The sequence below is a fragment of the Sulfitobacter sp. 1A12056 genome, assembly GCF_043558125.1.
Lineage (GTDB): Bacteria > Pseudomonadota > Alphaproteobacteria > Rhodobacterales > Rhodobacteraceae > Sulfitobacter > Sulfitobacter faviae.
In genome coordinates, this window is the sequence record NZ_JBIFFY010000001.1 from 203,495 (window position 1) to 229,336 (window position 25,842).

The following is a 25,842-nucleotide window of genomic DNA, read 5'->3' on the forward strand; positions in this document are numbered from 1 at the left end:
GACCCTCAGGCCCGCGCCCGGCGCTGCCTAGTCTGAATGGGGAAGGGGGAAATGAAGGGTCAGCCCGTCATAGGCCGGTTGAATGTGATCCGGCGTCTCTGCGGCGACGGTGTGGTAATCGAGGTCGTTGTGCATATTGGTCAGGACCGCCGTCTGCGGCGCCACCCGATCGATCCAGCCAAGGGTCTGCGCCAGATGGCTATGGGTCGGATGCGGCTCCCGCCGCAGGGCGTCGACGATCCAGCAGCGCAGGTTGTCCATCATCGGCCAGCACGCCTCAGGGATGGCTGAGACATCGGGCAGATAGACGATATCGTCAAAGCGAAAACCGAGCGCGTCGATATTGCCATGGGTGACGGTGAAGGGCGCGAATTTCAGGGTGCCACCCGGGCCGTCGATGCTGACCTCGCCGGTGATCTCATGCATATCGAGGATGGGCGGGTAGCTGGACCATTCGGGCTGCACGAAGGCATAGCCAAACCGTTCGATCAGCGCGTCTCGGGTGGGCGCATCGGCCCAGACCGGCAGCCGCGCGCGCATGTTCATCACCACCATGCGCAAATCGTCCAGCCCGTGAACGTGATCCGCGTGGGAATGGGTATAGATCACCGCATCGAGCCGCCCGATGCCTGCGTCCAAGAGTTGGCTGCGCATGTCGGGGGAGGTGTCGATCAAGACGGTGGTCGTGCCTGCCTCCGTCACCCGCTCCACAAGGATCGAGCAGCGGCGGCGGGCGTTCTTGGGCTCATTCGGGTCGCAAGCGCCCCAGTGGCCGCCGATCCGCGGGACCCCGCCGGAAGAGCCGCAGCCCAATATGGTCACCCGCAGGTCGGCCATCAGCGCGCAGGCTCCCAAGCGGCGGCTTTCGCGAAGAGACGCTCAAAATTTTCCTGCGTGTGGGCGGCGAAATCGGCGTAGTCGAGGCCAAAGGTCTCAGCCGCGCGGCGGGCGGTATGGGCGGTAAAGGCAGGCTCATTCGGTTTGCCGCGATGCGGCGGCGGGGCGAGATAGGGCGCGTCGGTTTCCACCAGAATACGGTCGAGCGGGGCGGCGGCGAAAATATCGCGCAGGTCCTGCGATTTGGGGAAGGCGGTGATGCCGGACATCGACAGGTAGAACCCCAGATCGAGCGCGGCACGGGCCAGTTCAGCGGAGGAGGAGAAGCAATGCATGACGCAGCTATAGGCGCCATTCGCATGTTCCTCGCGCAGGATGCGGGCCATGTCGTCATCCGCATCGCGGGCATGGATGATCAGCGGCAGGCCACTTTCCCGCGCCGCGGCGATATGGATGCGCAGAGAGGTCTTTTGCACCTCGGCGCTCTCGGCGGTGTAGTGGTAGTCGAGGCCGGTCTCACCAATGCCGACCATCTTGGGGTGCTGAGCAAGGGTCAGAAGGTCGTCGACCGAAGCCATCGGCTCTTCTGCGGCGGACATCGGATGGGTGCCTGCGGCGTAGAACACCGGCTCATGCGCCTCGGCAATGGCCCGCACGCTGGGCTCGTTCTTTAGCCGGGTGCAGATGGTGACCATGCGGGTGACGCCAGCCTCCGCCGCGCGGGCGATGACGCCGGGCAGGTCTTCTTGCAGGCTCTCGAAATCGAGGTGGCAGTGGCTGTCGGTGATCTGGGGCGTGTCGGTCATGCTGTCCTTTCGGCTATCTTGGCGCCGTCTGGCCTATCTGCCGCAGGGTATCTAGGACCAGCGCGGCAGGGTCAAGGTTCACCGCCAGCCCGTGACGGGCGCGGTCGGATATCTGCTGCGCCGCATCGGCCCATGCGCGCCCCTGTGCGGGGCTGGGCGAAAGGCGTTGCAGCACGGCAATCTCATCGGCGCAGGCGGGCTGCGCGGGCGGCGCACCGGTGGCCCCGGTGCGGGCCAGACGCACCAGCAGCAGGTCCAGCAGAGTAAAGAGCAGGTCGAGTTTCGCCTCCCCCCCGCGCTGTGCTGCGGCTTCGGCCAGCTTAATGGCGCGGCCCCGGTCGAGTTGCGGCAGCGAAGAGATCAGGCCGACGAGATCGGCATAGGTTTTCACCCCGCCCATCAGCGACAGGCGCAGCGCCCCGCCGACCGACCCGCCGGAAAGCTCGGCCAGGGCGGCGGGATCGTCTTCAACCTCCACACCCGAGCCGTCCAGCGCCTCGGCCATCTGAGCCGCGTCGAGCGTGCCGAGCCGCAGGGTGCGGCAGCGTGAGCGGATCGTGGGCAAAAGGCTGGAGGGCTGGTGGCTGAGCAGTAGCAACACGGCCCGTTCCGGCGGTTCCTCCAGCATCTTCAGCAGCGCGTTGGCGGCGTTGGGGTTCATCTCATCCGCGTCGTCGATGATAACCACGCGGCGGCCCCCATCGGCGGCGGACATCTGGAAAAAACCGTTCAGCGCGCGGATGTCATCGACGACGATTTGCTTGCGCATTTTCTTGGTGTCGGGGTTCAGCGTGCGGGTGACGGATTTCAGCCCCGCCTCGGCCCCGGCGGCGACGCGGCGGGCGACAGGGTGCTCGGGGTCGATCTCAAGCGTCTCGGCCGGGGGCAGGTCGAACATCCCGCCATCGGGGTCGGGGGTCGCCAGAAGAAACCGCGCGATGCGCCATGCCAGCGTCGCCTTGCCCACACCGCGCGGGCCGGTCAGCATCCATGCGTGGTGCAATTTGCCGCTGTTGAAAGCGTCGAGAAAGGCAGCCTCGGCGGCGCTTTGGCCGATCAGTTTCGGCGTGTCGCGCGGGTGGCGGGCACCTTCCACACGGTCTGGCTGGGGGGCGTCGTCTGTCATGGCCTCGGTCTAGCATGTTTCGCCGCAGAGGGAAGCGGGCAGGGCGCGTGGATCAGCCCAATCGCGCGGTCACGCAGGCGGACACGTCGCGGGCCACGCTGTCGATGTCGCGGCCCCCGTCGATCACATGGAAGCGGTCGCTGAATTCCTCGGCGAGGCTCAAAAAACCCGCGCGCATCTTGGCTTGAAGTTCCACGCCGAAATCCTCGAACCGCTCCTCTGCCGTCTGACGCGAGAGGGCGCGTTCAAGGCCATGGGCCGGATCCATGTCGATCAAGAGGGTCAGGTCAGGCTCTACCCCGATCATCAGCGCATGCAGGTCATCGACCATCTGCCGCAGATCGCCGCGCGAAAGGCCCTGATACATCCGCGTGCTATCGGCGAAACGGTCGCAGATCACGACCTTTCCGGCGTCGAGCGCGGGGCGAATGGTGCGTTCCAGATGATCGCGGCGGGCGGCGGTGAAGAGCAGGATTTCCGTCTGCGCCGACCAGCGGTCGGGATCACCCTGCAAGACAAGCGCACGGATTTCCTCGGCCCCCGGGCTGCCGCCCGGTTCGCGGGTCAGCACCACGTCATGGCCCTGTGCCGTCAGGTGATCCGCCAAAAGCCGCGCTTGGGTGGATTTGCCAGAGCCATCAATGCCTTCGAAAGTGACGAAGAGTCCCGGCGCGCGGGCCTTCTCTGCGCTGGTCACGAAGTTTCCGCTTCCACGCTGGGGGCTGCCTGCGGCCCGGCGTTGAGGCGGTTCATCAGGTGCAGGGCGGCGGCGGTCATCTTGACCATGAACCCGCCCGGCGCGATGGAGGTTGAGGCCACCAGCGGCACGCGCATCGCGGGCAAATCGCCCCGGTCGACCACCAGTTCGCCCAATTCGTCCCCCTTGCTGATCGGCGCTTGGAAAGGGCCGGTGTAGATCACCTCGGCCTCGATCTCATCCCCGCCGGTGACAGGCACCAGCATCGACAGATCGTCTTTCAGCTCAAGCCCGACCGATTGGGTCGTGCCAAGGGCCACGGGGGCTTCGGCAATGCGGGTGCCCGCTTCGCCCAGATCGCGCTGCGTGAATTGGCGGAAGGCCCAGTTGACCACCGATTCAGCCTCCTGCGCGCGGGCAGCGGCACTGTCGAGACCCGAAAGGACAAAGATCACCCGGCGGTCGCCCTGTTTGGCCGAACCGACAAGCCCATAGCCCGCCTCATTGGTATGGCCGGTTTTCAAGCCATCCGCGCCGATGCCCAGACCCAAAAGCGGGTTGCGGTTGGTCTTGTTCTGCGGCGCACGGCCATCGAAGGCGAACTCACGCTCTGCAAAAAGCGGGTAGAACTGCGGGAAATCGGTGATGATGCGGTTGGCCAGCAGACCAAGGTCGCGCACTGACATCAGATGCCCCGCCTGCGGCCAGCCATTGGAATTGGCGAAGGTGGAATTGGTCATCCCCATCTGCTGCGCGCGCTGTGTCATCAGCCGGGCAAAGCCGTACTCGGTGCCATCGGGGCTCAGCGCTTCGGCAATCACGGCGCTGGCGTCATTGCCTGACAGCACGATGATCCCGCGGATCAGGTCTTCGACAGAGACGCGGTCGGTGGTGTCGAGGAACATGGTCGAGCCGCCATAGGACATGGCGTGCTCCGAGACGGGCAGTTTCTCAACCAAATCGAGCCCGCCGTTCTGCTTGCCACGTTCCACGGCCTCGAAGGCCATGTAGAGCGTCATCAGCTTGGACATGGAGGCGGGCGGCAGCGGCTCATCCGCGTTCTTGGCCAGCAGCACGGTGCCTGTGGTCTGGTCCAACACATAGGCGGCGGTCGCGCGGGTATCGAAAGCGGCGGCAGGCTGGAGCGTCAGCACCAGCGCCACGGCGGCGGCAAAAAGGCGGATCATAGGAAGCATTTCCTCCGGTTTGTCAGTTCGACACGGCGTAGGCGTCGGTAAAGCCCTCGGCCTTGACCTTCTTGAGAAGGGTATCGAGTTCGGATTTGCTGGTGGCGGGGCCGATCACCACGCGCCAGAAGGGTTTGTTGTTGATCGCGCTTTGCTTGACGGTGGGCACCATGCCCGCGCCGCGCATCTGTTTGGCGGTGCGGGTGGCATTGGCCTCCACGCTGAAGATGCCCAGTTGCACGTAGGGTTTGGACAGTTTCGCACCAGCCGCCGGGCGCGCCGGTTTCGGGGCCGCAGGGGCGGGCGGTTTGGCCGCCGGTTTGGCGCTCGCGGTGGCAGTGGCAGCGGTGCTGGCCGTCGGCGCAGGGGCCAGCGCGGTGGCGGTGACAGGGGCAGGGCTGGCAAGAGTGGCTGCAACGTCACCGCTATTCTCGGCCTCAAAGCTCTCTTCCGGGGCGGCGCTTTCCTCGCGCCGCAAGGCGGTTACGTTCAGCGGCGTCGGAGCGCCCGCCAGAATGCCAAGCGCGGCGGCGGCATCCGAAGAGATTTGCAGCTTCGGCCCCGGCAGCTCCCGCTCGCGCCGGAACAGGGCACCGATGACGAATTTGCCGTTCGCCTCATTGCGCACGATCACGCGCTCAGGTTCGGTGACGTCCGGATGCGCCACCCAGACCCCGCCGAGCGAGGGGCGCCCGTCCCAAAGACCCTCATCCGTGGCTGAGAAGACCTCAGGTGCTTCGACATCACGTTCCACCAATTTGGTCGAGGTGCTGCGCGGCGCGCTGGCGCCTTCGTTTGCACCGAAGGGGAGTTTGAAATCGCCACCCTCGCAACCGGCCAGCAAACCAACTGTCAGAATGCCCACGCCCAAGCCCGCCGCGCGGCTTTTCTTGATGCGCAACGGTTGATTGTCCCTGCTCATGCCCTTGATGTCCTTGCCTGCTGTCGTCGCGCGCCGCGACCCATGTCCCGCGAGAATGTCGCGCCGTTGGATCGGCACGCCCTGCGCCCCTCTGAAAGGGGCTTTGGCGCAGAGTAACCCGACCGGGCAGCGCTTGAAAAGACCGCGCAGGGCAGATCGGCGAATTTCCCCAAAGGCGCGCGGGGGGCTGGCCTCGAAAATGTGCGTTTGCCGAATCGATCCCGGCGCTCTAGGAGGAGCGTGCTGCGGAGGAGTGGCAGAGTGGTCGAATGCACCGGTCTTGAAAACCGGCGTGCGTGAGAGCGTACCGTGGGTTCGAATCCCACCTCCTCCGCCAGCTCTTCAGCTGAATATATATGGCTTTGAAAACCTTTCTCGTTTGGCTGGGCCTCCAGCCTTTAATACACCCCACAAAAGCTGCCCTAAAATGTGATCCTAAATGGGCCAAATTAACAACGTTTGTTGTAGAAGACGGTTTTTATTATCAAAATTTCACCTGCATTTAGGGAGGGACCATACACGTCCGTATTTTATGTGAACTGCGTGACGCCTTGTTTGAATTTTGCCGAACAAAGCTGTCTTCGATCAAATGCCCACGGAGTATCGAGTTCCGCAAGGCATCTATTGTAAAGACTAATCGGGGTCCGGGCGCGGCTGGGTGAAAATTCAGTGACAGGTCACGCCTCCAATAGAGCCCGAATTGGTTTGCGCGTTTGCTTCGAACCATCAACTTAACCAATCGCCTGCTCTAACGCCGCCAGCTCAAATCCACAGGCCAGAAAACACAACAGCCAGCCCACCTGCGCAAAGCGCGAGCGTCGGCACGGGCCGTCGTGCGCCGATCAAACCGTATGAAAGCAGGGTCAGCCCCAATGAGACACGACCAGCCGCCAAGAGAGCTGCCAATGGGGTGTCCGATAGGCTTAGCATATCCGGGTTCGCGACCATACCGAGCGGGATGATGTAGAGCCCAATGCCAAGCGCCATCGCTGTCAGAGCGACCTTCAACCAATTCTCGCCAATCATCCCCGCGGCGATAAAAACAGCGCCGCAGACCGGGGGCGTGATTGTCGAGAGAAGCGCGAACCAAAAGACAAAGAGATGCGCTTGAAGCGGCGAAAGACCCAGTTCAATGAGCGCAGGACCGGCGACGGAGACGCAGATCACATAGGCCGCCGTGGTGGGTACCTCCATGCCCAGAATGAGGCAAGCAAGCGCCGTGAGCAGCAGGGACGGCCAAAGAAGTCCCCCGGACCCCGCCAGAATGAGAGAGGTGATTTTCACGCCAAGCCCGGTGATCGACAGCACACCGATGATGATTGAGGCGCAAAGGATGATGGAGGCGATCAGGGCAACCTGCCGCGCGGCATTGAGAACTGCACTTGCCATTCGCGTGGCGATCTGGCGCGGCTCGAAAGTGAGCTGCGCGTTGAAGAACAAGAGCAGCGCCGCTGCGAGGATCGCCATAGCCGCCGCATATTCCGGCGTGAACTGCGCGACGAACATCCCCCATAGCAGGACCGAGAAGGGGACGAGAAAGAAGAGCGATGTGACAACCACGTCGCGCATTGCAGGGCGATCCGCTTCTGCGATCCCTTTGAGGGCGAAGCGCTGCGCGTAGGCGTTGATGCCAACCCAGACCGCCACAAAGTAAAGCACTGCCGGAAGCGCGGCGGCAGCCATGATGCCAGTGTAGGGCACGCCGGTCAGCTCGACCATCACGAAAGCGCCTGCGCCCATCAGGGGCGGCATGATTTGCCCGCCTGAGGAGGCCACGGCCTCGACCGCGGCGGCGAGGCGTTTGGGGTAGCCAAGCTTGGTCATCGCGGGCAGGGTGATCGCGCCGGTGGAAGCGACATTTGCGGAGGCTGAGCCAGAGATCGACCCAAAGAGCGCCGACGACAAAACAGAAACCTTCGCCGCGCCGCCTTTCAGCCGCCCCGCGGCGGCGGCGGCGACATTCATGAAGCCTTGCCCCGCTTCGCCAGCGTTCAGAACTGCGCCGAAGATGACAAAGATCGCCACGACAGAGACCGAGACACCGGTGAGCGTTCCCCAGATGCCGCCCTCGGCAATGGTCAGTGTTCCGAAATAGCTTTCTATTGGCGTGCCGGAATGACCGAACTCGCCAGGAATATGCTGCCCGAACAGGCCATAGAGCAGGGCGAGTGCCGCGACCAGTGGCAAGGGCCAACCGATCACGCGCCGCGCCGTTTCCAGCACCACCAAGAGCAGGGTCGCCGCCACGGCAAGCTGGAAGTTGCTTTCGATGAACCCGTATTGATCGCCAAGCGCGTCGCTGTTGAATGCCACCCAAAGCGCTGCGGCGATGCCCACTGCGGCCAAGATGCTGCCAGTGATCCGCCGCAGCGGGGTCTGCGCGTCAAAGAGCAAGGCAAAGGGCAGAATAAAGGCCATATGCAGCGGCCTGCTGATCAAGTTCGGCACCAGCCCCGAAAACACCAGCGCCAAGTGATAGCTGACCAGCGCGATGGCCAGCGCGATCCAGAAACTCGCCGCCAATCGGCTTTCGGGGAGATTTGTCATCTATAGAGTTCCGGCTTTGGCTGGGCAAGCGCGGCGCGGAAAACCCACGCCGCGCAACCTGTTATTGCGAGGTCTCTTTCGCGATCCCGGCTTCTTCGTAATAGCGCAGCGCGCCGGGGTGGAGTTCAGTGGTGATATTGGCCATCAACTCAGGCGTGACATTGCCCCACCAAGGCGAAGTATCGGCCATCTTGGCCTTGTTTTCCCAATAGGTCTTGGTCAGTTGATAAGCCGTTTCATCGTCCATCTTGGTTGTCGTGAAAGCGACGACGGGCAGGGACGTTGTGGTCACATCCTGCTCTTGGCCCGCATAGGTGCCCGCCGGAATGACAATGCGGGTCCGTTTGGATTGGGTGATCTGCTCGTCCGACAACGGGACAACGGTAACGGGGGTGGAGGCGGCGGCTTCGACGACATTTGGCGCCGGGAAGGAGCCCGCTGTGACAAAGCCGTCGATCTGCCCGTTCTTCAAAGCGGCCACGGCGTTGCTCAATTCCGCATCCGCGATCTCCACACTGTCTGCCAGCCCGAACATATCCAGATACTTCGCACCTTCAGTCGCGCCGAAAGACCCTTTGCCCAGCAGGATGCTCTTGCCTTCCAGATCCGCGAGCGCGGTGGCGCCGCTGTCCTGAGACATCACGAAATGCATGGTCAGCGATGGGATCGGGAAGAGCGCGCGAATCTCACTGAAAGCAGGTGCGGTCTTGCCTTCAAACATGGCCTTGCCGTTCTGGGCCAGACCAACGAGCGAGGGCGGGGTGGTAAAGACATAGTCGGCCCCGCGCGCGCGGACTTCCATGACGTTCTGAACCGATCCTTGGCTCTCTTCCACGGTAACCGAGATGTCTCCGCCGCTGCCCGCTTTCATGGCTTCGGCAAGCTCCACGCCCATTTGATAGTAGGACGAGCCCGATTTGGCCGACTTATAGGTCACTCTGGTTTCGGCGCTCGCGGCACCCCCCACAAGCCCCAGGGCCAATGCCGCGCAAATAGTTTGTCTCAACGCATTCATGGTTTTTCCTCCTCCAAGCGCAAGGCCAACGTTCTCCCGGCGAAACATGTGCGGGACTGCCTTTGGGTGACTTTGTGGCAGCACACTACGGCATTGTCGAGAATGGGGTTTCGCTGTTGGGTGGCTCTTACGGACCAATACGGCGGGCCGCTTCGGTCTTGCGGGGGCGAAGATGGCAGAGGCGGCAGGTTCGCTGCGCCCCGCAACCAATTCTGCGATGCGCGGATCGCAGGCCATAGGGGGCGAGAGATATCGACGCTTGAGTTGCGAAAAAGCGCAACTGTCTGCGCTCCTTTGCCAATGTTGAAGCCCGATCAAAGGTCCATACCCTTATCAATCGGGCAAGGCGCAGTGCGTCAGCTATCGCCCTTCAAAGGGTCGTGGCCCCAATTCATCAGCGAATAGCGCCATTTCGAGTCTTCAACTCCATCCTTCGGCCCGCCTTGGGAGAGGTGCCGTTTGATATAGCCAACGACGGTTGCCATGTGATCCCACTGATCGTCGGTCAGGTCGTCCTTGCTGGTACGTTTGATCTTGACGATCCTGCGGCCGGATTTGTGCCCGGTGCTTTCACCGCTTCCGCTGTCGCCCACGGACTTGGAGGCCTCGGTCTCCAGCCATTCCTCAAGCTCCGCCGGTGCCATGTTGACCAGATCGCGCCACTCGTCCCAGATTTCGTCCTTCGATTTCGATGAAGACATTTTTTTCCCAATCCATTACTGGGAAGAAACCGGCTTGCGCGCGCTTTGTTCCGATAGGTCACAGCGGTCTGCCATGGTCAGTTTGACGCACAACGATCTGTCTGCTGTTGGCTTGTCAGTGTCTGAACGGCCCGCGCCTCGGGCGAGCCGGTGAAAGCTCAAGACGCTTGCGAATAGCGCATGCCCTCCGGCACCTCTCGGTCAAGCATCGATGCGATCATGCGGGTCAGGGCGCGACCTTCGGGCAGGATGTCGAGGCGCGTTCCGGACAAGCGCACGAATGGCGTGTAGCGGGTCGCGATGGCCTTCAACTCGGGCGCGAGATCGAAGGCCCGTGGGCCGAAGGTTTCTGCCAAGGCGTTCAGGTCAAGAGTGAAGTCGCACATCAGACATTCAATCGCCCGCGCGGTCAGGCGCTCAGCGTCGTTCAAAGCGTAGCCGCGCGTTCCGGGCAACTCGCCAGCCGCGATGCGCGCGGTGTAGGCTGCTGTCGCGGGTGCGTTCTGTACGTAGCCCCCCGGAAAGCGCGAGATTGACGAGGCGCCGAGGCCGATCAGGGTTTGGCAATTGTCATCGGTGTAGCCTTGGAAATTCCGGCGCAGACGGCGGTTGTTCTTTGCTTGGGTCAGCCCATCCTGCGGCGTGGCGAAATGATCGATGCCAATTGCCTCCATGCCCGAAGCGGCGAAGCGTGCCGCGGCCTTCTCGGCGAAGTGATAGCGTGCGACTGCGTCGGGCAGTGTCGCCTCGCGGATGAGTTTCTGCCGTTTCGCGACCCATGGCACATGCGCATAGCCGAAAAGCGCCACGCGATCCGGGGCAAGGGACAGGGTCTTGTCAATCGTATCCTCCAGCCGCGCCATGGTCTGATGAGGCAGACCGTAAACCAAGTCAGTATTGAGCGAGGTGACCCCCTCGACGCGCAACTGATCGACACAGCGGCGTGTGACCTCGAAGGACTGGAGGCGCCCGATGGCCTGCTGCACCTCAGGGTCGAAATCCTGAATGCCGATAGAGGCCCGTGTGAGGCCCGCGGCGCGCAGGGCAGCGATTTTGGTGGGATCGATCTGGGTGGGGTCGATCTCGACGGAGAACTCGAAATCCTCGGTCGGGGTGAAGATCTGATGAAGGGCGCGGTTCAGGCGGTCGATGAGGGCGGGCGGTAGGATGGTCGGTGTCCCGCCACCCCAATGCATCCGCCCCATCCGTATGCCCGCAGGCATCGCGGCGCGCAGAAGCTCAAGCTCGGCCTCAAGAGCCTCGATATAGCGCTCGACAGGGCTGAGCGTCTTGGTGCCCTGCGTGTGGCAGGCGCAGAAATAGCACAGCCGCTCGCAAAAGGGGATGTGGACATAGACCGAGACCGGCACGCCGGGGTCCAACGTGCCGAGCGCTGAGCGCTGAAACGCGGCGCCGACCGCGGGGGTGAAAGCCGCCGCGGTGGGATAGGAGGTGTAGCGCGGCACGCGCGCGTCGAAGAGGCCGAGAGCCTCGAGCATCTGTATCTGTTCCATGGCACCGGTTTAGGGGGGCGCCGTTCAGCGGTCTTTGCGTTGGATCAATTCGGACGCAAAAATCGCGCATTGCCGTCCGTTGGGTGATCGTCGGCGGCTTGGGCTTTGCTACGGTTTTCATGCTCTTTCTGACGCCGATCCTCTACCGCTGGATCGCCGTCTGGGGTGCCGCCCCCGGCGGGGCAGCGCAGCGGTTGAAAGCAGAAGTGGAGGGGGCAGTATAGGCCGTCGCGGGATTGATGCACGCCGCGCCTGCGGTTTCCCGGAACTGCACGAAGGACAACAGGATGACGAGGGCAGCAGCGCGCTATTCTCGCAGCGCGCGCCACGGGCTGGAATAGCAAACGTCCCGGCAACCTATGCAAACAGCGCATTTCTCCTGCCCTGTTCGATATCTACTCCGGGCGGGTCGGACTCCCATCTTGGACTTGAGATTGGAGACACCATGCACACCGCCGTTCCAGAACCTCTTTCCGTTCCCCTCCCGCTTCTAAAGCAGACCCTATGCGAACATTACCAAAGACTTAGCCCCGCCTCGCGAGAACTGAGATTCATGGGCCAGCTTAACGATGATGCCTTGCTGCGCGTGGTTCGGGGCTCCAACCCCGACCTGACGCTCGGCGTCGAATGCGATGATGCTTTGCGTGCGATACTGGAGCTTCATTGCATTGACAGCACCCATGCGGAGATCGGGCTTTCGGTTGAAGACGCCTATCAAGGGCGCGGCTATGGCCGGAGGCTCTTCCATCGCGGTCTGGCCGAAGCGCGTGCGCGAAATATTGAGACGGTGGATGTGAACTTCTTGCGCAGCAATATCGCGATCAAAAAGCTCTGCATCGAAGAAGGGGGAGAGATACGTTGCCGCGGGGCCGAATGTGTCGCGCAGCTGTCGTTGAACTGACCGGAAAATTTGAGAGGGACATGTGGAATCTGCCTCTGGCTATCAGGTGAATGGCCCCCACTTAGGTTGCGGCGGCCAATTTTCACGTTTTAGCTTTTAGGTGATGGTGAACCCGCGGCCCACGGGGTCGGTTTCATCGATCAACCATTTCACATAGCCGATATCTTTTTCGGTGCCCGGATATCCTTGGACGCTGGAGCGCGGATTGCCATGCCGTGCCGCATAAGGGCATCACGCTATCCATGGGGTTCCAAAGCACCTAAAACCACCGTGCCGTCCAGCGGGCGAGCGCTTCGACCGTGGACCAAAGCAGCAGCGACAGCGCCGCGAGCACGATCAGGGCCGCAAACATGAGCGCGGTTTGGCCGCGGCCATTGGCCATCAGCATCAGATGCCCCAGCCCGCGGGAGGAGCCGACCCATTCGCCGATCAGCACCGCGAGGGGGCCATAGACCACCGCCAGACGCAGGCCCGAGATCAGCCCCGGCACGGCATGGGGCAGGCGCAGCAGCAGTGTTTCGCGCCAGCGGTTGGCGCCTGAAAGATGCGCCAGATCGCGCATGCCCGGGGGCAGCGCCATCAGCCGGTCGAAGAGGGCCGAGGCGATGGGAAAATAGGTGACCAGCGCGATGGTCACGATCTTGGAGGGCATCCCGTAACCGAGCCAGAGGGTGATGACCGGGGCGAGGGCGAAGACAGGCACGGCCTGAGCCACCACCAGCATCGGGCGCAGCAGCCAGCGCGCGCGGCGCGAGAGGGTCAGCAACAGCGCGGTCTCAATGCCGAGGAAAATGCCTAAGCTTAGGCCCAGCGCAAGATTGCCCGCCGACCATAGCGCATTTTGCCAGAGCAGCGCGGCATTCCCGCCCAGCGCCTGCAAGACAAGCCAAGGCCCCGGCAGGATGAAACGCGGCACGCCGCTGAGGGTGACGACAAGCTGCCAAATCGCGACGGCGAGTGCGAAGCAGACCATGCCACGCCATAATTTATGGAGCGTAGATACCATCAGGCGACCTGCGCGGGTGAGGCCAGCCCCATCCGGCGCAGCAGATCGGCTTGAGCGGCGAGGGTCTCGGGGGCGTCGATCCGGCGCGGTGGCGGCGTTTTGGGCAGGGGGCAGGGGGCGGCCCCATGGCGGCTCACGATCCAAGCGTAATTGGCGAGCCTTAGGGCCTCCGCCGGGTCATGGGTGATCAATACGACGGTTCGCCCGCAAAACAGCCGCGCCGCTAGATCCTGCATTTTAAGGCGGGTCACCACATCGAGGGCCGAGAACGGTTCGTCCAGCAGGACCACGGGGCGGTCTTCGTACAGCGTGCGGGCGAGGGTGACGCGCTGGCGCTGACCGGCGGAAAGCTGTGCAGGTTTGCGGCGCAGCTCCGCGCGAAGCCCGACCTCGGCCAGAAGCGCAGCAGCGCGGTCAGGGTCCGCCCGTTCTCCGCGTAGGCGGGCGGGGATGGTGACATTCTCCACCGCGCTCGCCCACGGCAGTAGCTGGTCGTCCTGCGCCATCATGGCGACACGGGGGGCGAGAGGGCGGTCGTCGTCGGCGGCGATGCGTCCGGTGAGACGGGCCACAGTGGGCAGACCCGCAAGCAGACGCAGCAGCGAGGTTTTTCCCACACCCGAGGGGCCGAGCAAGACGTTCCATTGCCCGGCCTTGAGGGTAAGATCGAAATGGTTGATCAAAGGGCCAGCAGCGCCGTGAAGCGCGCCCGATAGATGCACCGCTGGGGCGGTCATGCTGCCGCGGGCGACAGCGCCATGTCCCAAAAGCCAACCTCAAGGGCGGTGGCCGTGTTGAAACGCTCTTGCAAGGTCTTGGCCCGTGGCAGGGTTTGCCAGTTTGCGCCCAGACGCCGCTCTAGCCCCCCGTCGATCAGCGCGCCGACATCGCGGCACAGTGCTTGATACTCTTCACCCCCATAAACCGCGCACCAATCGGCATAGGGGCCGTCATTGCCCCGCAGGGCCAACCCGATTTCACCATAGCCCAGAACGCAGGGGGCGAGGGCGGCCATCAGGTCAAGGAAGTCCCCGGAATAGCCCGCCTCCAAAACATAGCGCGTATAGGCGAGGTTGCCGGGGGCCTCTGCCGTGGCCTCAAGCGTGGTGCGGTCGATGCCATGGCCTGCGCAGGTCTCTACATGGAGGGGCATCTCCACATGCACGAGCGCGTGGACCGTGGCACTCGCGGCGGCCATTTCATCCAGCGTTTCCGCCTTGGCCGCCGCAAGCGCCCAAGCGCGGGCGAAGTGGATGAGGAAAACATAGTCCTGCCGCAGGTAATGCAGATAACTGGCCTGCGACAGACTGCCGTTGCCCAACTGTTCGACAAAGTCATGGCGTGTATAGGCCCGCCATGACTCTCCGGCACCATCGCGCCAAGCGGCGAAGGCCTTGCCGTATTCGGGCGCCGTCATGGTTTCGCCTGCGCTGTGACGTCGACCACCAGATCGGCGGCGGGGATCACGGTTTCCACCACGCCGCTTTCCTGCATGAAGGTCTCGAACCGGTCATAGCGCCCGTGGTCCACCGCGGCGGGGCGGGTGGCGAAACGGGGCCATGTGTCTTCCCATGCGCGGGTGTTCAGCTCGTTGCGCAGCTCGGCGTCGGAGGCAAAGAAAACCTCTCCGCTGGCCGCCGGATCATTCACGATATCGGCGGCGGCCCGTTCGGTGGCACGCAGGAAGCGGGCGATCATGTCGCGGTCCATCTCTTCGGCATGGGCGACGTAGATCAGCTCATCATAAGCGGGCACGCCCTCGGCTTCGGGGTAAAAGCAACGGCCCTCATGGCCTTCGATCTGCATCTGGTTCAGCTCGAAATTGCGGAACGCGCCGATCACGCCGTCGACTTGTCCCGACATTAGCGCGGGCGAGATTGACCAGCCGATGTTGATTTGCTCGACCTCGGCAGGCGCCACGCCATTGTGGCTCAGCATCGCATCCAGCAGCATCTCTTGCACGCCCGCCACGGCGAAACCCACCTTTCGGCCCTTCAGGTCCGCCATCTCCTGCACCGGCCCGTCGGCGCGGACCACGAGGCAGGTGAGCGGGGTTTCGACCAGCGTGCCCACACGCCGCAGGTCCAACCCCTCGCGCTGGGCGAGATGCAGTTCCGGCTGGTAAGAGACTGCCAGATCGACCCGGCCCGCCGCCACCATGCGCGGCGGCTCATTCGGGTCGGCGGGAGAGACGAGTTCGACCTCCAGCCCCGCATCGGTGAAATAGCCCTTCTCCTGCGCTAGAATGATCGGCCCGTGATCGGGGTTCACGAACCAGTCGAGCATGACGGTCATCTTGTCTTGGGCCAAGGCGGGGGCTGCGATCAGCGTCAGGGCAAGGGGGGCGAGGATGTTTTTCACGAAGGGTCTCCAGTATATCGTTTATGCGGGAAAAGGGTCAGGCGCCGGGGAGGGCGAGTAGGGCGATCTCGCCCCGCCAGCGGGGGCGAAGGGTGTTGGCCGCGTGATGCGCGCGCAGGCCGGTGCGACAGGCGAGCACGATGCGGGGTGCATCGGCTGGCAACGGCAGGTCCGGCAGCGCCTCGGGCGGGACATGGCGCGCTTGGGCTGAGAAAGGCGCGGGCGCTTCGGCGCGCAGGTCGATGACCATATCGCGCGGGGCGATCTGGCTTTCGGCGATGAAACCCGCGGCGCGCGCAGGCTCGGGCGCGCTGTCAAAACGAAAGCCCGACATGCGCCATTGCGCGGCGTCCCAGATCAAGAGTTGCCCCAGCGGGGAGGGCGCGAGGCCCAGCAGGACCGAGAGCGCCATCTGCGCCTGCGCCGCGCCGATCATCCCCACCACGGGCCCCAAAACACCCGCCGTGTCACATGTCGCTGCGGTCTGCGGCAGGTCAGGGAAAACAGCGCGGAGCGAAGGGGCACCCCCGCAGAAACCACCGACATAGCCCGACAGCCCAAGGGCCGAGGCTGAAATCAGCGGTTTGCCCTGCGCGCGGGCTTCGTCCGACAGGGTCAGGCTGGCGGCGAAAGTGTCGGCGCAGTCGAGCGCGATATCGCAGCCCGCCAGCAGGGCGGGCGCATTGGCAGGGGTGAGCCATTCGGCACGCGGGACAAGCGTCACCTCGGGGTTCAGCGCCGCCATCGCCTCGGCGGCGGCACGGACCTTGGGCCTGCCGATACCGTCCATCCGGTAGAGCGGTTGGCGGTGCAGATTGCTCAAGGCCACCTGATCGCCGTCCACCAATGTGATCCGCCCGACACCGGCCCCGACGAGATATTGCAGCACAGGCACCGCCAGCGCTCCGGCACCGACGACCAGCACATGCGCCGCCGTGAGCCGCGCTTGCCCCTCGGCGCCAACCTGCGGCAGAATGATCTGGCGGGCGTAACGGCTCATGCCGTCACCTCAAGCCATTCGCGCATCCGCGCTTCGGGGTCTGCGTTCAGCGTGATATCCGTGACCGCAGCCACCGTATCGGCCCCGGCGGCAAAGGCCCCCGGCGCACGGGCGACAGACATGCCGCCGATGGCGCAAAGCGGGATATCCCCGATCCGCGCCTTCCATTCCGTCAAACGGTCGAGCCCCTGTTCGGTCCATTTCATCTTTTTCAGAATGGTCGGATAGACGGGGCCGAGGGCGATGTAATCGGGGGCGAGGGCCAGCGCGCGGTCAAGCTCGGCATGGTCATGGGTCGACAGGCCCAGCTTCAGCCCGGCGGCGCGGATCGCGGGGATGTTGGCACTGTCCAAATCCTCTTGCCCCAGATGCAGCCAATCGGCCCCCAGTTCAATCGCCAGTTGCCAGTGGTCATTCACCACCAGCAGTGCGCCGTGCTGGCGGCAGAGGTCGAGCGCGGTGGTGATCTCGGCGCGCAGCACCTCTTCGGGCGCGTCCTTGATGCGCAGTTGCACCAGCTTCACGCCCAAGGGCACGGCCCGCGCGACCCATGCGGTACTATCGAAGACGGGGTAGAAACGCGGCAAGCTCATAGCCAAGCCTTTCCGATGACGGGGGTGGAGGGCACGGCCATGTCGCGCTGGCCCATAGGGCCGGAGGCGGCGGCAAGCGCGCCCGCGCGGCAGGCCAGCGCAAAGGCTTCGGCCATGGCGGCGGGGTCGCGGGCCTCGGCCACGGCGGTGTTCAAAAGCACCGCGTCGAACCCCATCTCCAACGCCTGTGCCGCATGGCTGGGCAGGCCGAGGCCCGCGTCGATCACCATGGCCACATCGGGAAATGCTGCCCGCAGACTGCGCAGCCCGTGCAGGTTGTTCAGCCCCAGCCCCGAGCCGATCGGCGCACCCCAAGGCATCAGCACCCGGCAGCCCGCATCGACCAACCGCGCGGCCAGCACCTGATCCTCGGTGGTATAGGGGAAGACCTCGAACCCATCGGCGCAGAGCGCCTCGGCAGCCTCGACCAGCCCGAAGGGGTCAGGTTGCAGCGTGTCGGCATGGCCGATGACCTCTAGCTTGATCCAATTGGTGCCGAAGTATTCCCGCGCCATCTGCGCCGTGGTGATCGCCTCGCGCGCGGAATGGCAGCCGGCGGTGTTGGGCAGCAGATGCACGCCCAAGCCGCGCACCATGTCCCAAAACGCCTGTCCTGCGCCTTGTTCGCGGCGCAGCGAAACCGTGGCGACCGGCGCGACGCTTTGGCGAAAGGCGGCCTCCATCACTGCGGGCGAGGGGTAGCGCGCGGTGCCCAGCATCAGCGGCAGGGGCAGGGCGGTGCCGTAGAAATCGCGCATCGTTCAGCCCCCCTGCATGGCGCTGAGCACTTCGAGCCGGTCGCCGTCGCTCAGCATGGTCTCACCCCGCGCGCCTGCGGGGACGAAACTGCCGTTGAGGGCGGTGGCGACTTTCGCTTCGCCCCAACCAAGCTCTGCCAGTGCCGCGTCAAGCTGCGCGGCGGTGACCTCACGCGTCTCGCCGTTCACTTCAATCTTCACGGAATAAATCCCCCGTTGTCGCTGTTGCCAGAAAGCCCGCGGCCTGTTCGGCCAAGGCGGGCGCCATGAGAAAGCCGTGCCGGAACAATCCGTTCAGATGCAGCACCGCCCCGCGCTGTACGATGCCGGGCAGGTTGTCGGCGAAAGCCGGGCGCAGGTCGGCGCCCATCTCGATGATCTCGCCCTCGGCAAAGCGCGGGTCGAGCGCATAGGCGGCTGAGAGCAGTTCCAGCGCCGAGCGGGCGGTCATGCCGCTGCGGCTGGCGCTTTCGATCTGGGTCGCGCCCAGCATGTAGATGCCTTGCCCGCGCGGCACGACGTAAAGCGGGTGGCGCGGGTGCAGCAGGCGGATCGGGCGGGTGAGGGTGATCTCAGGCGCGCGCAGCAGGATCATCTCGCCGCGCACGGCACGCAAACCGGGCAGAGCGTCGCGGGCCACCATGCCGCGGCAGTCGATCACCGGGCCTGTGACCTCCGAAGGGGTGAGGGCCGTGGTCTTAACCGTCACGCCCTCGGCGGCCAGCGCATGGGTCAGGTCTTGCAGCGCTTGGCGCGGGTTCAGATGCGCTTCCTCGGCAAAGAACAACCCGCGGCGATGGCGCCCGGCGAGGTCCGGCTCACAGGCCGCGATGGCTTCGGCGTCGCAGGGGCTGTGGCTTTCGGTGCGGGCGGCGAAACGCTGCAATTCCGCGCGGTCCCGTTCGGGGGCGAGGACCAGCGTGCCCCGATGGGTGACTTCCGTGATCTCCCCCCATAGCGCCGCGGCACGCCGCCCATGGGTTACCACCGCAGGCTCGCTCAGCGCGCCTTCGCAAAAGGGGGCGAGCATGCCGCCCGCCCACCACGAACAGCCATGCGGCCCGGGCGGGCCTTTGCGGTCAACGAGCCGGGGCCGCAGCCCCTGCGCCAGACAGGCCCGCGCGGCCCAAAGCCCTGCCACGCCCGCGCCGATGATGGTGACATCACTCATGGGGCCAAACGCCGTGAAAATGATGGACCGGCCCGTGGCCATGGCCGATGTTGAGGGCGTCCGCCGCGGCAATGGCGCGTTGCAGATAGCTATGAGCGGCTCCCACCGCCTGCGGCAGAGGCAGGCCCCGCGCCAGACCGGCGGCAATGGCGGCAGAGAGCGTGCAGCCGGTGCCATGGGTGTTCGCCGTCTGCTGGCGGGGCGCGGAAAGGCGCAGGGTGTCGGTCTTGGAAATCAGCAGATCGACACAGGTCTCGCCCTTGCCATGGCCGCCCTTCATCAGCACCGCGCGCGGACCGAGCGACAGCAGCGCGCGGCCCTGCGCGAGCATCGTGGCCTCGTCGGTGGCTTCTTCTGTGTCCAGTAGCCGTGCGGCCTCGGGCAGGTTCGGCGTCAGCACATGGGCGCGGGGCAGCATCCGGGCGCGCAGGGTTTTGACCGCTTCGGCAGAGAGCAGCGCATCGCCGGATTTCGCCACCATCACCGGGTCGAGCACAATGGGCGCGGGGCAGTCGGCCAGCCCCTCGGCCACGGCGGAGATCGTGGCCGGATCGCCCAACATGCCGATCTTGATCGCGCCGATGGCCAGATCGTCAAAGACCGCCGCCATCTGCGCGCGGATCATCGCAGGCGCGATCATGGCGACCGCGGCGACGGCGCGGGTGTTCTGGGCGGTGACGGCGGTGAGCACGCTGGCCCCATAGACGCCAAGCGCGCTAAAGGTCTTGAGATCGGCCTGAATCCCCGCCCCGCCGCTGCTGTCGGACCCCGCAATCGTCAGTGCTTGAAACGCCATTCGGCCCCCCATTCGTTAGATGGGCCGAGGGCATGGAGATACGGGGTAAACGACCGCCCGGATGGGGCTGATGCTTGCTTCCGTTCCCTACGCCGGTACGACCCGGATCAGGTTCGATGGGTCGGTTTTCACCTCTCAGCCTTGCGGCACCCCAACGGATTTCCGGCAGGCTAGCGAGGGGCGTTCAGAGGGTCAACAGGGGATCGGTTATTTATTTGTTTACTTTTTATATCAAGTAGTTGTGGTTCGTACCTCATGCATTGCATGAGGATTCGTTAATGAAAATCCCGCGATTTGGGGATCACCTTGGCATCGCGCGGGTGGCCGTGCATGGCCACCTGACCGGGCAGCGGATGGGTCGGGTGATCGCCGCGCGTCGTGATGCCGGGCATCGGTGCTTCCGATAGTGCTGCCAGCCGGTCGGAGCGGTTCTCGAGCCGGTCTGCCACGACATGGATCACCCGCCCGTCGGTCTGCACGCGCCCCTCCACGACCAGAAGCCTCGCCGACATGATCGTGGGGCGGTAGAGCTTGAACATGTTTGGCCAGATCACGAGGTTGGCGACGCCAAACTCATCCTCCAGCGTGATGAAACAGACCCCCTTGGCGCTGCCGGGTTTCTGGCGCACCAGCACAAGCCCCGCCAGTTTCACCCGCCGCCCGTGGCCCATGCGTGAAAGGTCCCGCGCTGAGGAGAACCCCTGCGCGGCAAGGCTGGCGCGGTAGAAGGACATCGGATGCGCCTTCAGCGACAGGCGCAGCGTCTGGTAATCGGCCACGACCTGTTCCGCCTTCGGCATCACCGGCAGATGCACCTCTGGTTCCGGGCCGCGGGCCGAGGCTTCGGCATGATCGAAGATCGGCAAGGCGGGCGCGTCGCGCAGCCCTTGGGCCTGCCAGAGCGCTTGGCGCCGGTCGACCCCCATGCTGCGCATCGTGTCGGCGGCGGCGAGCTGGCGGATCGCCTTGGCATCGAGACCCGCGCGGGTCTTGAGGTCTTCGACATCGGCGTAAGGCGCGTCGCGCCGGTCCATGATCCGCGCGCCGGCCTTTTCCTGCAGCCCGTCTACCATGCGCAGCCCCAGCCGCAGGGCAAAGCCATCGCCGCAGGGCTCCAGCGTGCAGTTCCAGTCCGAGAGGTTCACGTCGACGCCGCGCACCTCGACCTGATGCTCGCGCGCGTCGCGCACGATCTGGGCGGGCGCGTAAAACCCCATCGGCTGGGAGTTCAAAAGCGCACAGGCAAAGGCCGCCGGGTAGTGGCATTTCATCCATGACGAGACATAGACCAGCTTGGCGAAGCTCGCCGCATGGCTTTCGGGAAAGCCGTATTCGCCAAAGCCCTTGATCTGGTCGAAACAGCGCTGCGCGAAGACCGGATCGTAGCCGCGTTTGGTCATCCGGCCCACCATCTTGTCCTGCAGCTTTTCGATGGTCCCGCGCGAGCGGAAGGTGGCCATGGCCTTGCGCAGCTCGTTGGCCTCGGCGGGCGAGAACCGCGCCGCGTCGATGGAGATTTTCATCGCCTGTTCTTGAAAGATCGGCACGCCCAATGTTCGGCTGAGGATGCTGAACAGCTCGTCCTGCGGATAGGCCGGGCCGGGGGCGGGGTAGACGACGCTTTCCAGCCCCTGACGGCGGCGCAGGTAGGGGTGCACCATGTCGCCCTGAATGGGGCCGGGGCGGACGATGGCGACCTCGATCACCAGATCGTAGAAGACGCGCGGGCGCAGTTTCGGCAGCATCGCCATCTGCGCCCGGCTTTCGACCTGAAACACGCCAAGGCTGTCGCCCCGGCAGAGCATGTCGTAGGTGGGCCGCCCGGTGGCATCGTCCTCGTGATCCTCCACCGGGACCGTGGCCAGTTCCAGCGGGCGGTCGTAATGCGCCTCGATTAGGTCGAAACATTTGGCGATACAGGTCAGCATGCCGAGGGCGAGGATATCGACCTTGAAGATTTGCAGCGCGTCGATGTCGTCCTTGTCCCATTCGATGAAGCTGCGCTCGGGCATGGCGCCATTGCCGATGGGGACGATCTCGGTCAGGGGGCGTTCGGTGAGGATAAAGCCGCCGACGTGTTGGCTCAGGTGCCGCGGCATACCGATCATCTGGGAGGCGAGTTTCAGCACCATGCGGAGGTAGGGGTCCGACAGGTCCAGCCCCGCCTCGCGGGCGCGGGCGTCGTCCATCTCGCCCTCGAAACTGCCCCAGATCGTGCCCGCGAGTTTCGAGGTCACGTCTTCGGAAAGCCCCATCGCCTTGCCGACCTCGCGAATGGCCGAGCGCGGGCGGTAGTGGATCACCGTGGCGCAGAGCCCGGCGCGGTGGCGGCCGTATTTGCCGTACATGTACTGGATCACCTCCTCGCGCCGCTCATGCTCGAAATCGACGTCGATGTCGGGCGGCTCGTCGCGTTCCTCGCTGAGGAAGCGCTCGAAGAGCAGGTCATGCACCGCCGGGTCGACCGAGGTGATGCCGAGACAGAAGCAGACGGCGGAATTGGCCGCCGAGCCGCGCCCCTGGCAGAGGATCGGCGGCTCGGCCTCCTCGCGGGCGAAGCGGACGATGTCATAGATGGTCAGGAAATAACGCGCGATCTTCTTGGAGGAGATCAGCGCGAATTCCTTCTCGATGGTCTTTTTCACCGCCTCGGGCACGCCTTCGGGGTAGCGCCGGGCGGCGCCTTCCCATGTGAGGCGCGCCAGTTCCTCCATCGGGCTGCCGCCCTCGGGGACGATCTCATGGGGGTATTCATAGGCCAGATCTGTGAGGCGAAATTCGATCCGGTCGGCAAGGCGGCGCGTCTCGGCGATGGCATGGGGCCAGTCGGCGAAGAGGCGCATCATCGCCTCGGGGGATTTCAAGTGGCGTTCGGCATTGGCGGCCAGAAGATAGCCCGCCTTGGGCACGATCACCCCCTCGCGGATCGCCACCATCACGTCCTGCAACGGGCGGCGGTGGCGGGCGTGGTAAAGCACATCGTTGGTGGCAAGCAGCCTCAGCCCATGGGCACGGGCCAGCGCATCCAGCCGGTTGATCCGCGCCCGGTCGTCGCCCCGGTAGAGAAAGCTCGCGCCGATGTGGCGCATCCCCGGCAGCGCTTTCAGCAGCCGCGGCAGGCCCGCGGCGAAGAGGTCGAGGTTCTCGGGCGGCATGACGATGAGGTGCAGCCCTTCGGCATGGCCCTGCAGCATCTCCAGCGTCAGATGGGTCTCGCCCTTTTGCTGCCACTCGCCGTCGACCGATTGCATCTTGCCCGCCGACAGAAGCGTCGAGAGCCGGGCATAGGCGGCGCGGTCTTGCGGGTAGGCGAGGATCTCGGTCCCGCAGAGCAGCACCAGACGCGCGCCGATCAGGGGCCGGATATGCGCCTTTTCGGCCTCTACATGCAGCCGCACCACGCCCGCCAGCGTGTTGTGATCCGCGATGCCGAGGCTGTCGTAGCCGTGGTGATGCGCCGTCTGGACCAGATCGACGGCGTCGGAGGCAGCGCGCAGGAAGGAAAAGCAACTGGCCAGCCCGAACTCCACATATTCTGCGCGGGCGGGGGCGGCGAAACCGTCCTCGCCTAAGGTGCGGCGTTTATGTCCCTCCTGCTGCGGCATCAGGCGAACATCCCGTGCAGGAACCAGCGCGGCTCGGCCCCGCGTCCGTCGTGGATCACGCCCTCGCGGTAGAGCCAGAAGCGCTGGCCGCCCGCGACCTCCACTTTATAGTAATCGCGCAGCCGGGTGCCGGGGCGGTCGCGCCACCATTCCGGCGCGATGCGCTCAGGCCCCGCGTGGCGGGTGGTCTTGTAGGTGACGCGGCGCCAGTTGAACTGCGAGGGCGGGCCTTCGGGCACGGCGTAGATCACGCGCACCTCCTCGGGCGGGGTGAGCAGACGCAGTGGGCGTTCGCGCAGCAGCGCGGGGGCGGCTGTGGGGCTGGCCTGCAGGGCCGGGGCGCGTTCCTCTACCGCCTCGGGCTTGTGGGTCTCGCGCCACTGCGGCCAACTCACCTTTTCGGGGCCGAGCTTGGCGACCAGACGGTCCAAGAGCCCGGCCACGTCCGCCGAAGGATCGCGCTTGCCGTCGAGGTGGTCCTGCATCAGCGGCAGCGGCTCGCTGTCGGTGGCCTCCAGCGTCAGCAGATCGAAACCAAAGCCGCTGTCGATATTCTCCAGCTTGCCATCGAAAAGCCTGCGCAGATGCGCCGGGTCGCGGCTGGCCCGCGCTGTGGCGACCCCGAGGGTGCGCCAATCGCCGTCGATGCGGTAGACCGTCAGCCGCAGCCGTCGCGCGCCGAGCTCGGCCCGGGCCAGTTGTGTGCAGAGGTCTTCCACCAGCGCGGGCAGATGCGGGGCGGGGTCGAGCACCGGCTCAGCCAGGCGGCTGCGGGCCATGAAATGGCGATGGTCGGGCGGGGCGTTCAGCGGATCGGCGGCCTTGCCGAGCGCTTTGTCGAGCAGGATCAGCGGGTTGCGCTCGGGCTTCAGGCTGGCGAAGCGGCGCATCAGCGCGGCGCGGGGCAGATCGCTGAGCGCGCCGATGGCCTTGAGGCCAAGCCGGTCCAGCAGCCGCGTGGTCTGGGCATCGAGCCGCAGGGCGGCGACGGGCAGGGGGGCAAGGGCGGCACCCACGTCCTCGGCACCGCAGATCTGCGCGCCGGAGCCGAAACGCGCCAGCGCCTGCGCGGCACCGGGGGTGGGGGCCATGGCGCAGCGCGCGGTCAGCCCCTGCAGGGCAAAGCGGCTGCGGATGTCGCGCAACATCGCCGCCTCGCCGCCAAACAGATGCGTGCAGCCGGTCACGTCGAGCAGCAGGCCGTGGTCCTGATCCCGCGCCGTCCAGGGGCACCAGCGCCGGGCCCAATGCACCAGCCGTTTGACCAGCGCGGTGTCGCCGTCGAGATCGGCGGGCTCGACATGCAGATCGGGGTGGATCGCCTGCACATCGACCACCCGCGCGCCCACCTCGATGCCGCGGGCGCGGGCGGCGGCGCTCAGCCCATGGACCACCGGCCCGTGCGTCCCGTCACGCGACAGGACCACCGGCACCTCATCCCCCGGAACGCTGCGGTATTGGCTGATCACCCGGCGCCAGCGCTCCATCGTCAGATCGGGGAACCAGACGGAGACGATCCGCGGCGCGGGGGCTGTGGCGTTTGTCGGGCTCATAATCGGCCACCCATCGGCCGGGCGCATGGCCGCGCGCGCGAAACAGTTCCAGATCCCAGCGGGCCGCGCCCGGGGCCTGCGGATCGTCGGGATGCGCCTGCGCGGGCAGGGAGGCGATACGCCAACGCATTCGCGCCGCACTCAGGCCCCCGGGGTCGCCACTGCGGATGAGGTAGAGCGGCACGCCCGAAGCCTCGGCCCGCAGCGATAGCCGCTTGGTGACGGTGAAATCCAGCACCTCCGGCCCGCCATGCACCTCGCCCACCACGGCGGAAAGACCCGCGCAGGCGGCCCCTTCCTCCATCGCCCAAAGCACGTCGCGCGGATGGCTGGCGGTGACCAGCAGCACCGGCTGTTCCAGCCCGAAGGCCGCGAGGCTCGGGGTATAGGGCGCGCCGTTTTCGCGCCGCGACAGGAAGTCCTGCACCCAGAGCACCGGCCCCTTGCCGCGCGGCAAGAGCGACAGCACGAAGCCACTCGCCGAAGCACTGGCGAAGGCCCCGGGAAAGACATCCGTCAGCGGCGCATGCGTGGCCAGAACCCCCGGCTCGGGCGGTGTCGACGGCCGTCGCCGCGGCAGGGTAAGGACCTGCCCATATGTAGAATCGGTTGTCATGCACGACTCCATATGTTCACATTTTGTTCTATTCATAAACGATGAACTGCGCTGCTGTCAAAATTTTGAGCGGCACCGCGAAGCCCTTGTCGGGGCGCGGAAAACCCGCATTTACTGGGCCAAGGGCTGC

Annotated in this window: 25 protein-coding genes, 1 tRNA gene and 1 riboswitch; of the genes, 3 read left to right on the forward strand and 23 right to left on the reverse strand. The window is 65.1% G+C overall.

From position 1 onward, the window contains the following. Window positions 1-27: 27 nt before the first annotated feature. From ACGYLD_RS00995 to ACGYLD_RS01020, 6 genes are read right to left on the reverse strand one after another with little or no spacing between them, the layout of a single operon-like run. Window positions 28-837, reverse strand: a complete 810-nt coding sequence (locus tag ACGYLD_RS00995) for an MBL fold metallo-hydrolase (protein ID WP_394400658.1) — start codon at window positions 835-837, stop codon at window positions 28-30. Continuing rightward, window positions 837-1,643, reverse strand: a complete 807-nt coding sequence (locus ACGYLD_RS01000) for a TatD family hydrolase (RefSeq protein WP_394400661.1) — start codon at window positions 1,641-1,643, stop codon at window positions 837-839. The genes ACGYLD_RS00995 and ACGYLD_RS01000 overlap by 1 nt, the downstream gene beginning before the upstream one ends. 13 nt (window positions 1,644-1,656) lie before the next feature. Further along, on the reverse strand, window positions 1,657-2,769 hold the full coding sequence (locus ACGYLD_RS01005) for a DNA polymerase III subunit delta' (RefSeq protein ID WP_394400664.1): 1,113 nt from the start codon (window positions 2,767-2,769) through the stop codon (window positions 1,657-1,659). Window positions 2,770-2,821: 52 nt separating this feature from the next. Beyond that, entirely contained in the window at window positions 2,822-3,466 is a 645-nt protein-coding gene (tmk, locus tag ACGYLD_RS01010; protein ID WP_394400667.1) for a dTMP kinase, read from the reverse strand. After that, window positions 3,463-4,653, reverse strand: a complete 1,191-nt coding sequence (locus ACGYLD_RS01015; RefSeq protein WP_394400670.1) for a D-alanyl-D-alanine carboxypeptidase family protein — start codon at window positions 4,651-4,653, stop codon at window positions 3,463-3,465. The genes tmk and ACGYLD_RS01015 overlap by 4 nt, the downstream gene beginning before the upstream one ends. A 22-nt stretch (window positions 4,654-4,675) precedes the next feature. Continuing rightward, window positions 4,676-5,575, reverse strand: a complete 900-nt coding sequence (locus ACGYLD_RS01020; RefSeq protein WP_276153905.1) for an SPOR domain-containing protein — start codon at window positions 5,573-5,575, stop codon at window positions 4,676-4,678. A gap of 247 nt (window positions 5,576-5,822) precedes the next feature. On the opposite strand from ACGYLD_RS01020, the gene ACGYLD_RS01025 reads away from it, so the two are divergent. After that, window positions 5,823-5,912: transfer RNA gene (locus ACGYLD_RS01025), tRNA-Ser, on the forward strand. Between the two features lie 425 nt (window positions 5,913-6,337). On the opposite strand, the gene ACGYLD_RS01030 is transcribed toward ACGYLD_RS01025, so the two are convergent. The 4 genes from ACGYLD_RS01030 to hemN all read right to left on the reverse strand — a co-directional run bounded on the left by ACGYLD_RS01030 (window position 6,338) and on the right by hemN (window position 11,352). After that, the gene (locus ACGYLD_RS01030; protein ID WP_394400673.1) at window positions 6,338-8,122 is read right to left on the reverse strand and encodes a TRAP transporter permease; all 1,785 of its coding nucleotides are present in this window, start codon (window positions 8,120-8,122) and stop codon (window positions 6,338-6,340) included. 61 nt (window positions 8,123-8,183) lie between these two features. Next, a complete protein-coding gene (locus ACGYLD_RS01035; RefSeq protein WP_394400676.1) occupies window positions 8,184-9,137 on the reverse strand; it encodes a TAXI family TRAP transporter solute-binding subunit in 954 nt (317 codons plus the stop codon). Between the two features lie 356 nt (window positions 9,138-9,493). After that, window positions 9,494-9,838, reverse strand: coding sequence for a DUF3140 domain-containing protein (locus ACGYLD_RS01040; protein ID WP_271691625.1), 345 nt, complete (start codon window positions 9,836-9,838; stop codon window positions 9,494-9,496). Between the two features lie 158 nt (window positions 9,839-9,996). Then, window positions 9,997-11,352: an oxygen-independent coproporphyrinogen III oxidase gene (gene hemN, locus ACGYLD_RS01045; protein WP_271691624.1), complete on the reverse strand. Its 1,356-nt coding sequence runs from the start codon at window positions 11,350-11,352 to the stop codon at window positions 9,997-9,999. 83 nt (window positions 11,353-11,435) lie between these two features. On the opposite strand from hemN, the gene ACGYLD_RS01050 reads away from it, so the two are divergent. Further along, a complete protein-coding gene (locus ACGYLD_RS01050) occupies window positions 11,436-11,576 on the forward strand; it encodes a hypothetical protein (RefSeq protein ID WP_271691622.1) in 141 nt (46 codons plus the stop codon). A gap of 329 nt (window positions 11,577-11,905) precedes the next feature. Continuing rightward, a complete protein-coding gene (locus tag ACGYLD_RS01055) occupies window positions 11,906-12,253 on the forward strand; it encodes a GNAT family N-acetyltransferase (RefSeq protein WP_209218687.1) in 348 nt (115 codons plus the stop codon). Between the two features lie 259 nt (window positions 12,254-12,512). Here the strand turns inward: ACGYLD_RS01055 and ACGYLD_RS01060 are convergent, their stop codons facing one another. The 13 genes from ACGYLD_RS01060 to ACGYLD_RS01120 all read right to left on the reverse strand — a co-directional run bounded on the left by ACGYLD_RS01060 (window position 12,513) and on the right by ACGYLD_RS01120 (window position 25,712). After that, window positions 12,513-13,259, reverse strand: a complete 747-nt coding sequence (locus ACGYLD_RS01060; protein ID WP_394400681.1) for an ABC transporter permease — start codon at window positions 13,257-13,259, stop codon at window positions 12,513-12,515. Next, a complete protein-coding gene (locus tag ACGYLD_RS01065) occupies window positions 13,259-13,996 on the reverse strand; it encodes an ABC transporter ATP-binding protein (RefSeq protein WP_271691618.1) in 738 nt (245 codons plus the stop codon). Before ACGYLD_RS01065 ends, ACGYLD_RS01060 begins: the two co-directional genes overlap by 1 nt. Then, the gene (locus ACGYLD_RS01070) at window positions 13,993-14,676 is read right to left on the reverse strand and encodes a TenA family protein (protein ID WP_271691617.1); all 684 of its coding nucleotides are present in this window, start codon (window positions 14,674-14,676) and stop codon (window positions 13,993-13,995) included. Before ACGYLD_RS01070 ends, ACGYLD_RS01065 begins: the two co-directional genes overlap by 4 nt. Further along, complete coding sequence (locus ACGYLD_RS01075; RefSeq protein WP_271691616.1) at window positions 14,673-15,620, reverse strand: ABC transporter substrate-binding protein; 948 nt, start codon at window positions 15,618-15,620, stop codon at window positions 14,673-14,675. The genes ACGYLD_RS01070 and ACGYLD_RS01075 overlap by 4 nt, the downstream gene beginning before the upstream one ends. 37 nt (window positions 15,621-15,657) lie before the next feature. After that, window positions 15,658-16,620, reverse strand: a complete 963-nt coding sequence (locus ACGYLD_RS01080) for a HesA/MoeB/ThiF family protein (RefSeq protein WP_271691615.1) — start codon at window positions 16,618-16,620, stop codon at window positions 15,658-15,660. Next, complete coding sequence (locus ACGYLD_RS01085; protein WP_271691613.1) at window positions 16,617-17,213, reverse strand: thiamine phosphate synthase; 597 nt, start codon at window positions 17,211-17,213, stop codon at window positions 16,617-16,619. The genes ACGYLD_RS01080 and ACGYLD_RS01085 overlap by 4 nt, the downstream gene beginning before the upstream one ends. Continuing rightward, window positions 17,210-17,971, reverse strand: coding sequence for a thiazole synthase (locus ACGYLD_RS01090; protein ID WP_394400685.1), 762 nt, complete (start codon window positions 17,969-17,971; stop codon window positions 17,210-17,212). The genes ACGYLD_RS01085 and ACGYLD_RS01090 overlap by 4 nt, the downstream gene beginning before the upstream one ends. A 3-nt stretch (window positions 17,972-17,974) precedes the next feature. Then, complete coding sequence (thiS, locus tag ACGYLD_RS01095; RefSeq protein ID WP_067260908.1) at window positions 17,975-18,172, reverse strand: sulfur carrier protein ThiS; 198 nt, start codon at window positions 18,170-18,172, stop codon at window positions 17,975-17,977. Beyond that, a complete protein-coding gene (locus ACGYLD_RS01100) occupies window positions 18,162-19,142 on the reverse strand; it encodes an FAD-dependent oxidoreductase (RefSeq protein WP_271691611.1) in 981 nt (326 codons plus the stop codon). The genes thiS and ACGYLD_RS01100 overlap by 11 nt, the downstream gene beginning before the upstream one ends. Next, window positions 19,135-19,938, reverse strand: coding sequence for a bifunctional hydroxymethylpyrimidine kinase/phosphomethylpyrimidine kinase (gene thiD, locus ACGYLD_RS01105; protein ID WP_271691609.1), 804 nt, complete (start codon window positions 19,936-19,938; stop codon window positions 19,135-19,137). The genes ACGYLD_RS01100 and thiD overlap by 8 nt, the downstream gene beginning before the upstream one ends. Before the next feature lie 67 nt (window positions 19,939-20,005). Beyond that, a riboswitch (TPP riboswitch) is annotated at window positions 20,006-20,102 on the reverse strand. A gap of 111 nt (window positions 20,103-20,213) precedes the next feature. Continuing rightward, entirely contained in the window at window positions 20,214-23,543 is a 3,330-nt protein-coding gene (locus tag ACGYLD_RS01110; protein WP_271691608.1) for an error-prone DNA polymerase, read from the reverse strand. After that, entirely contained in the window at window positions 23,543-25,030 is a 1,488-nt protein-coding gene (locus tag ACGYLD_RS01115) for a DNA polymerase Y family protein (RefSeq protein WP_271693833.1), read from the reverse strand. The genes ACGYLD_RS01110 and ACGYLD_RS01115 overlap by 1 nt, the downstream gene beginning before the upstream one ends. Continuing rightward, window positions 24,978-25,712: an ImuA family protein gene (locus ACGYLD_RS01120; RefSeq protein WP_271691607.1), complete on the reverse strand. Its 735-nt coding sequence runs from the start codon at window positions 25,710-25,712 to the stop codon at window positions 24,978-24,980. The genes ACGYLD_RS01115 and ACGYLD_RS01120 overlap by 53 nt, the downstream gene beginning before the upstream one ends. Window positions 25,713-25,842 lie beyond the last annotated feature (130 nt).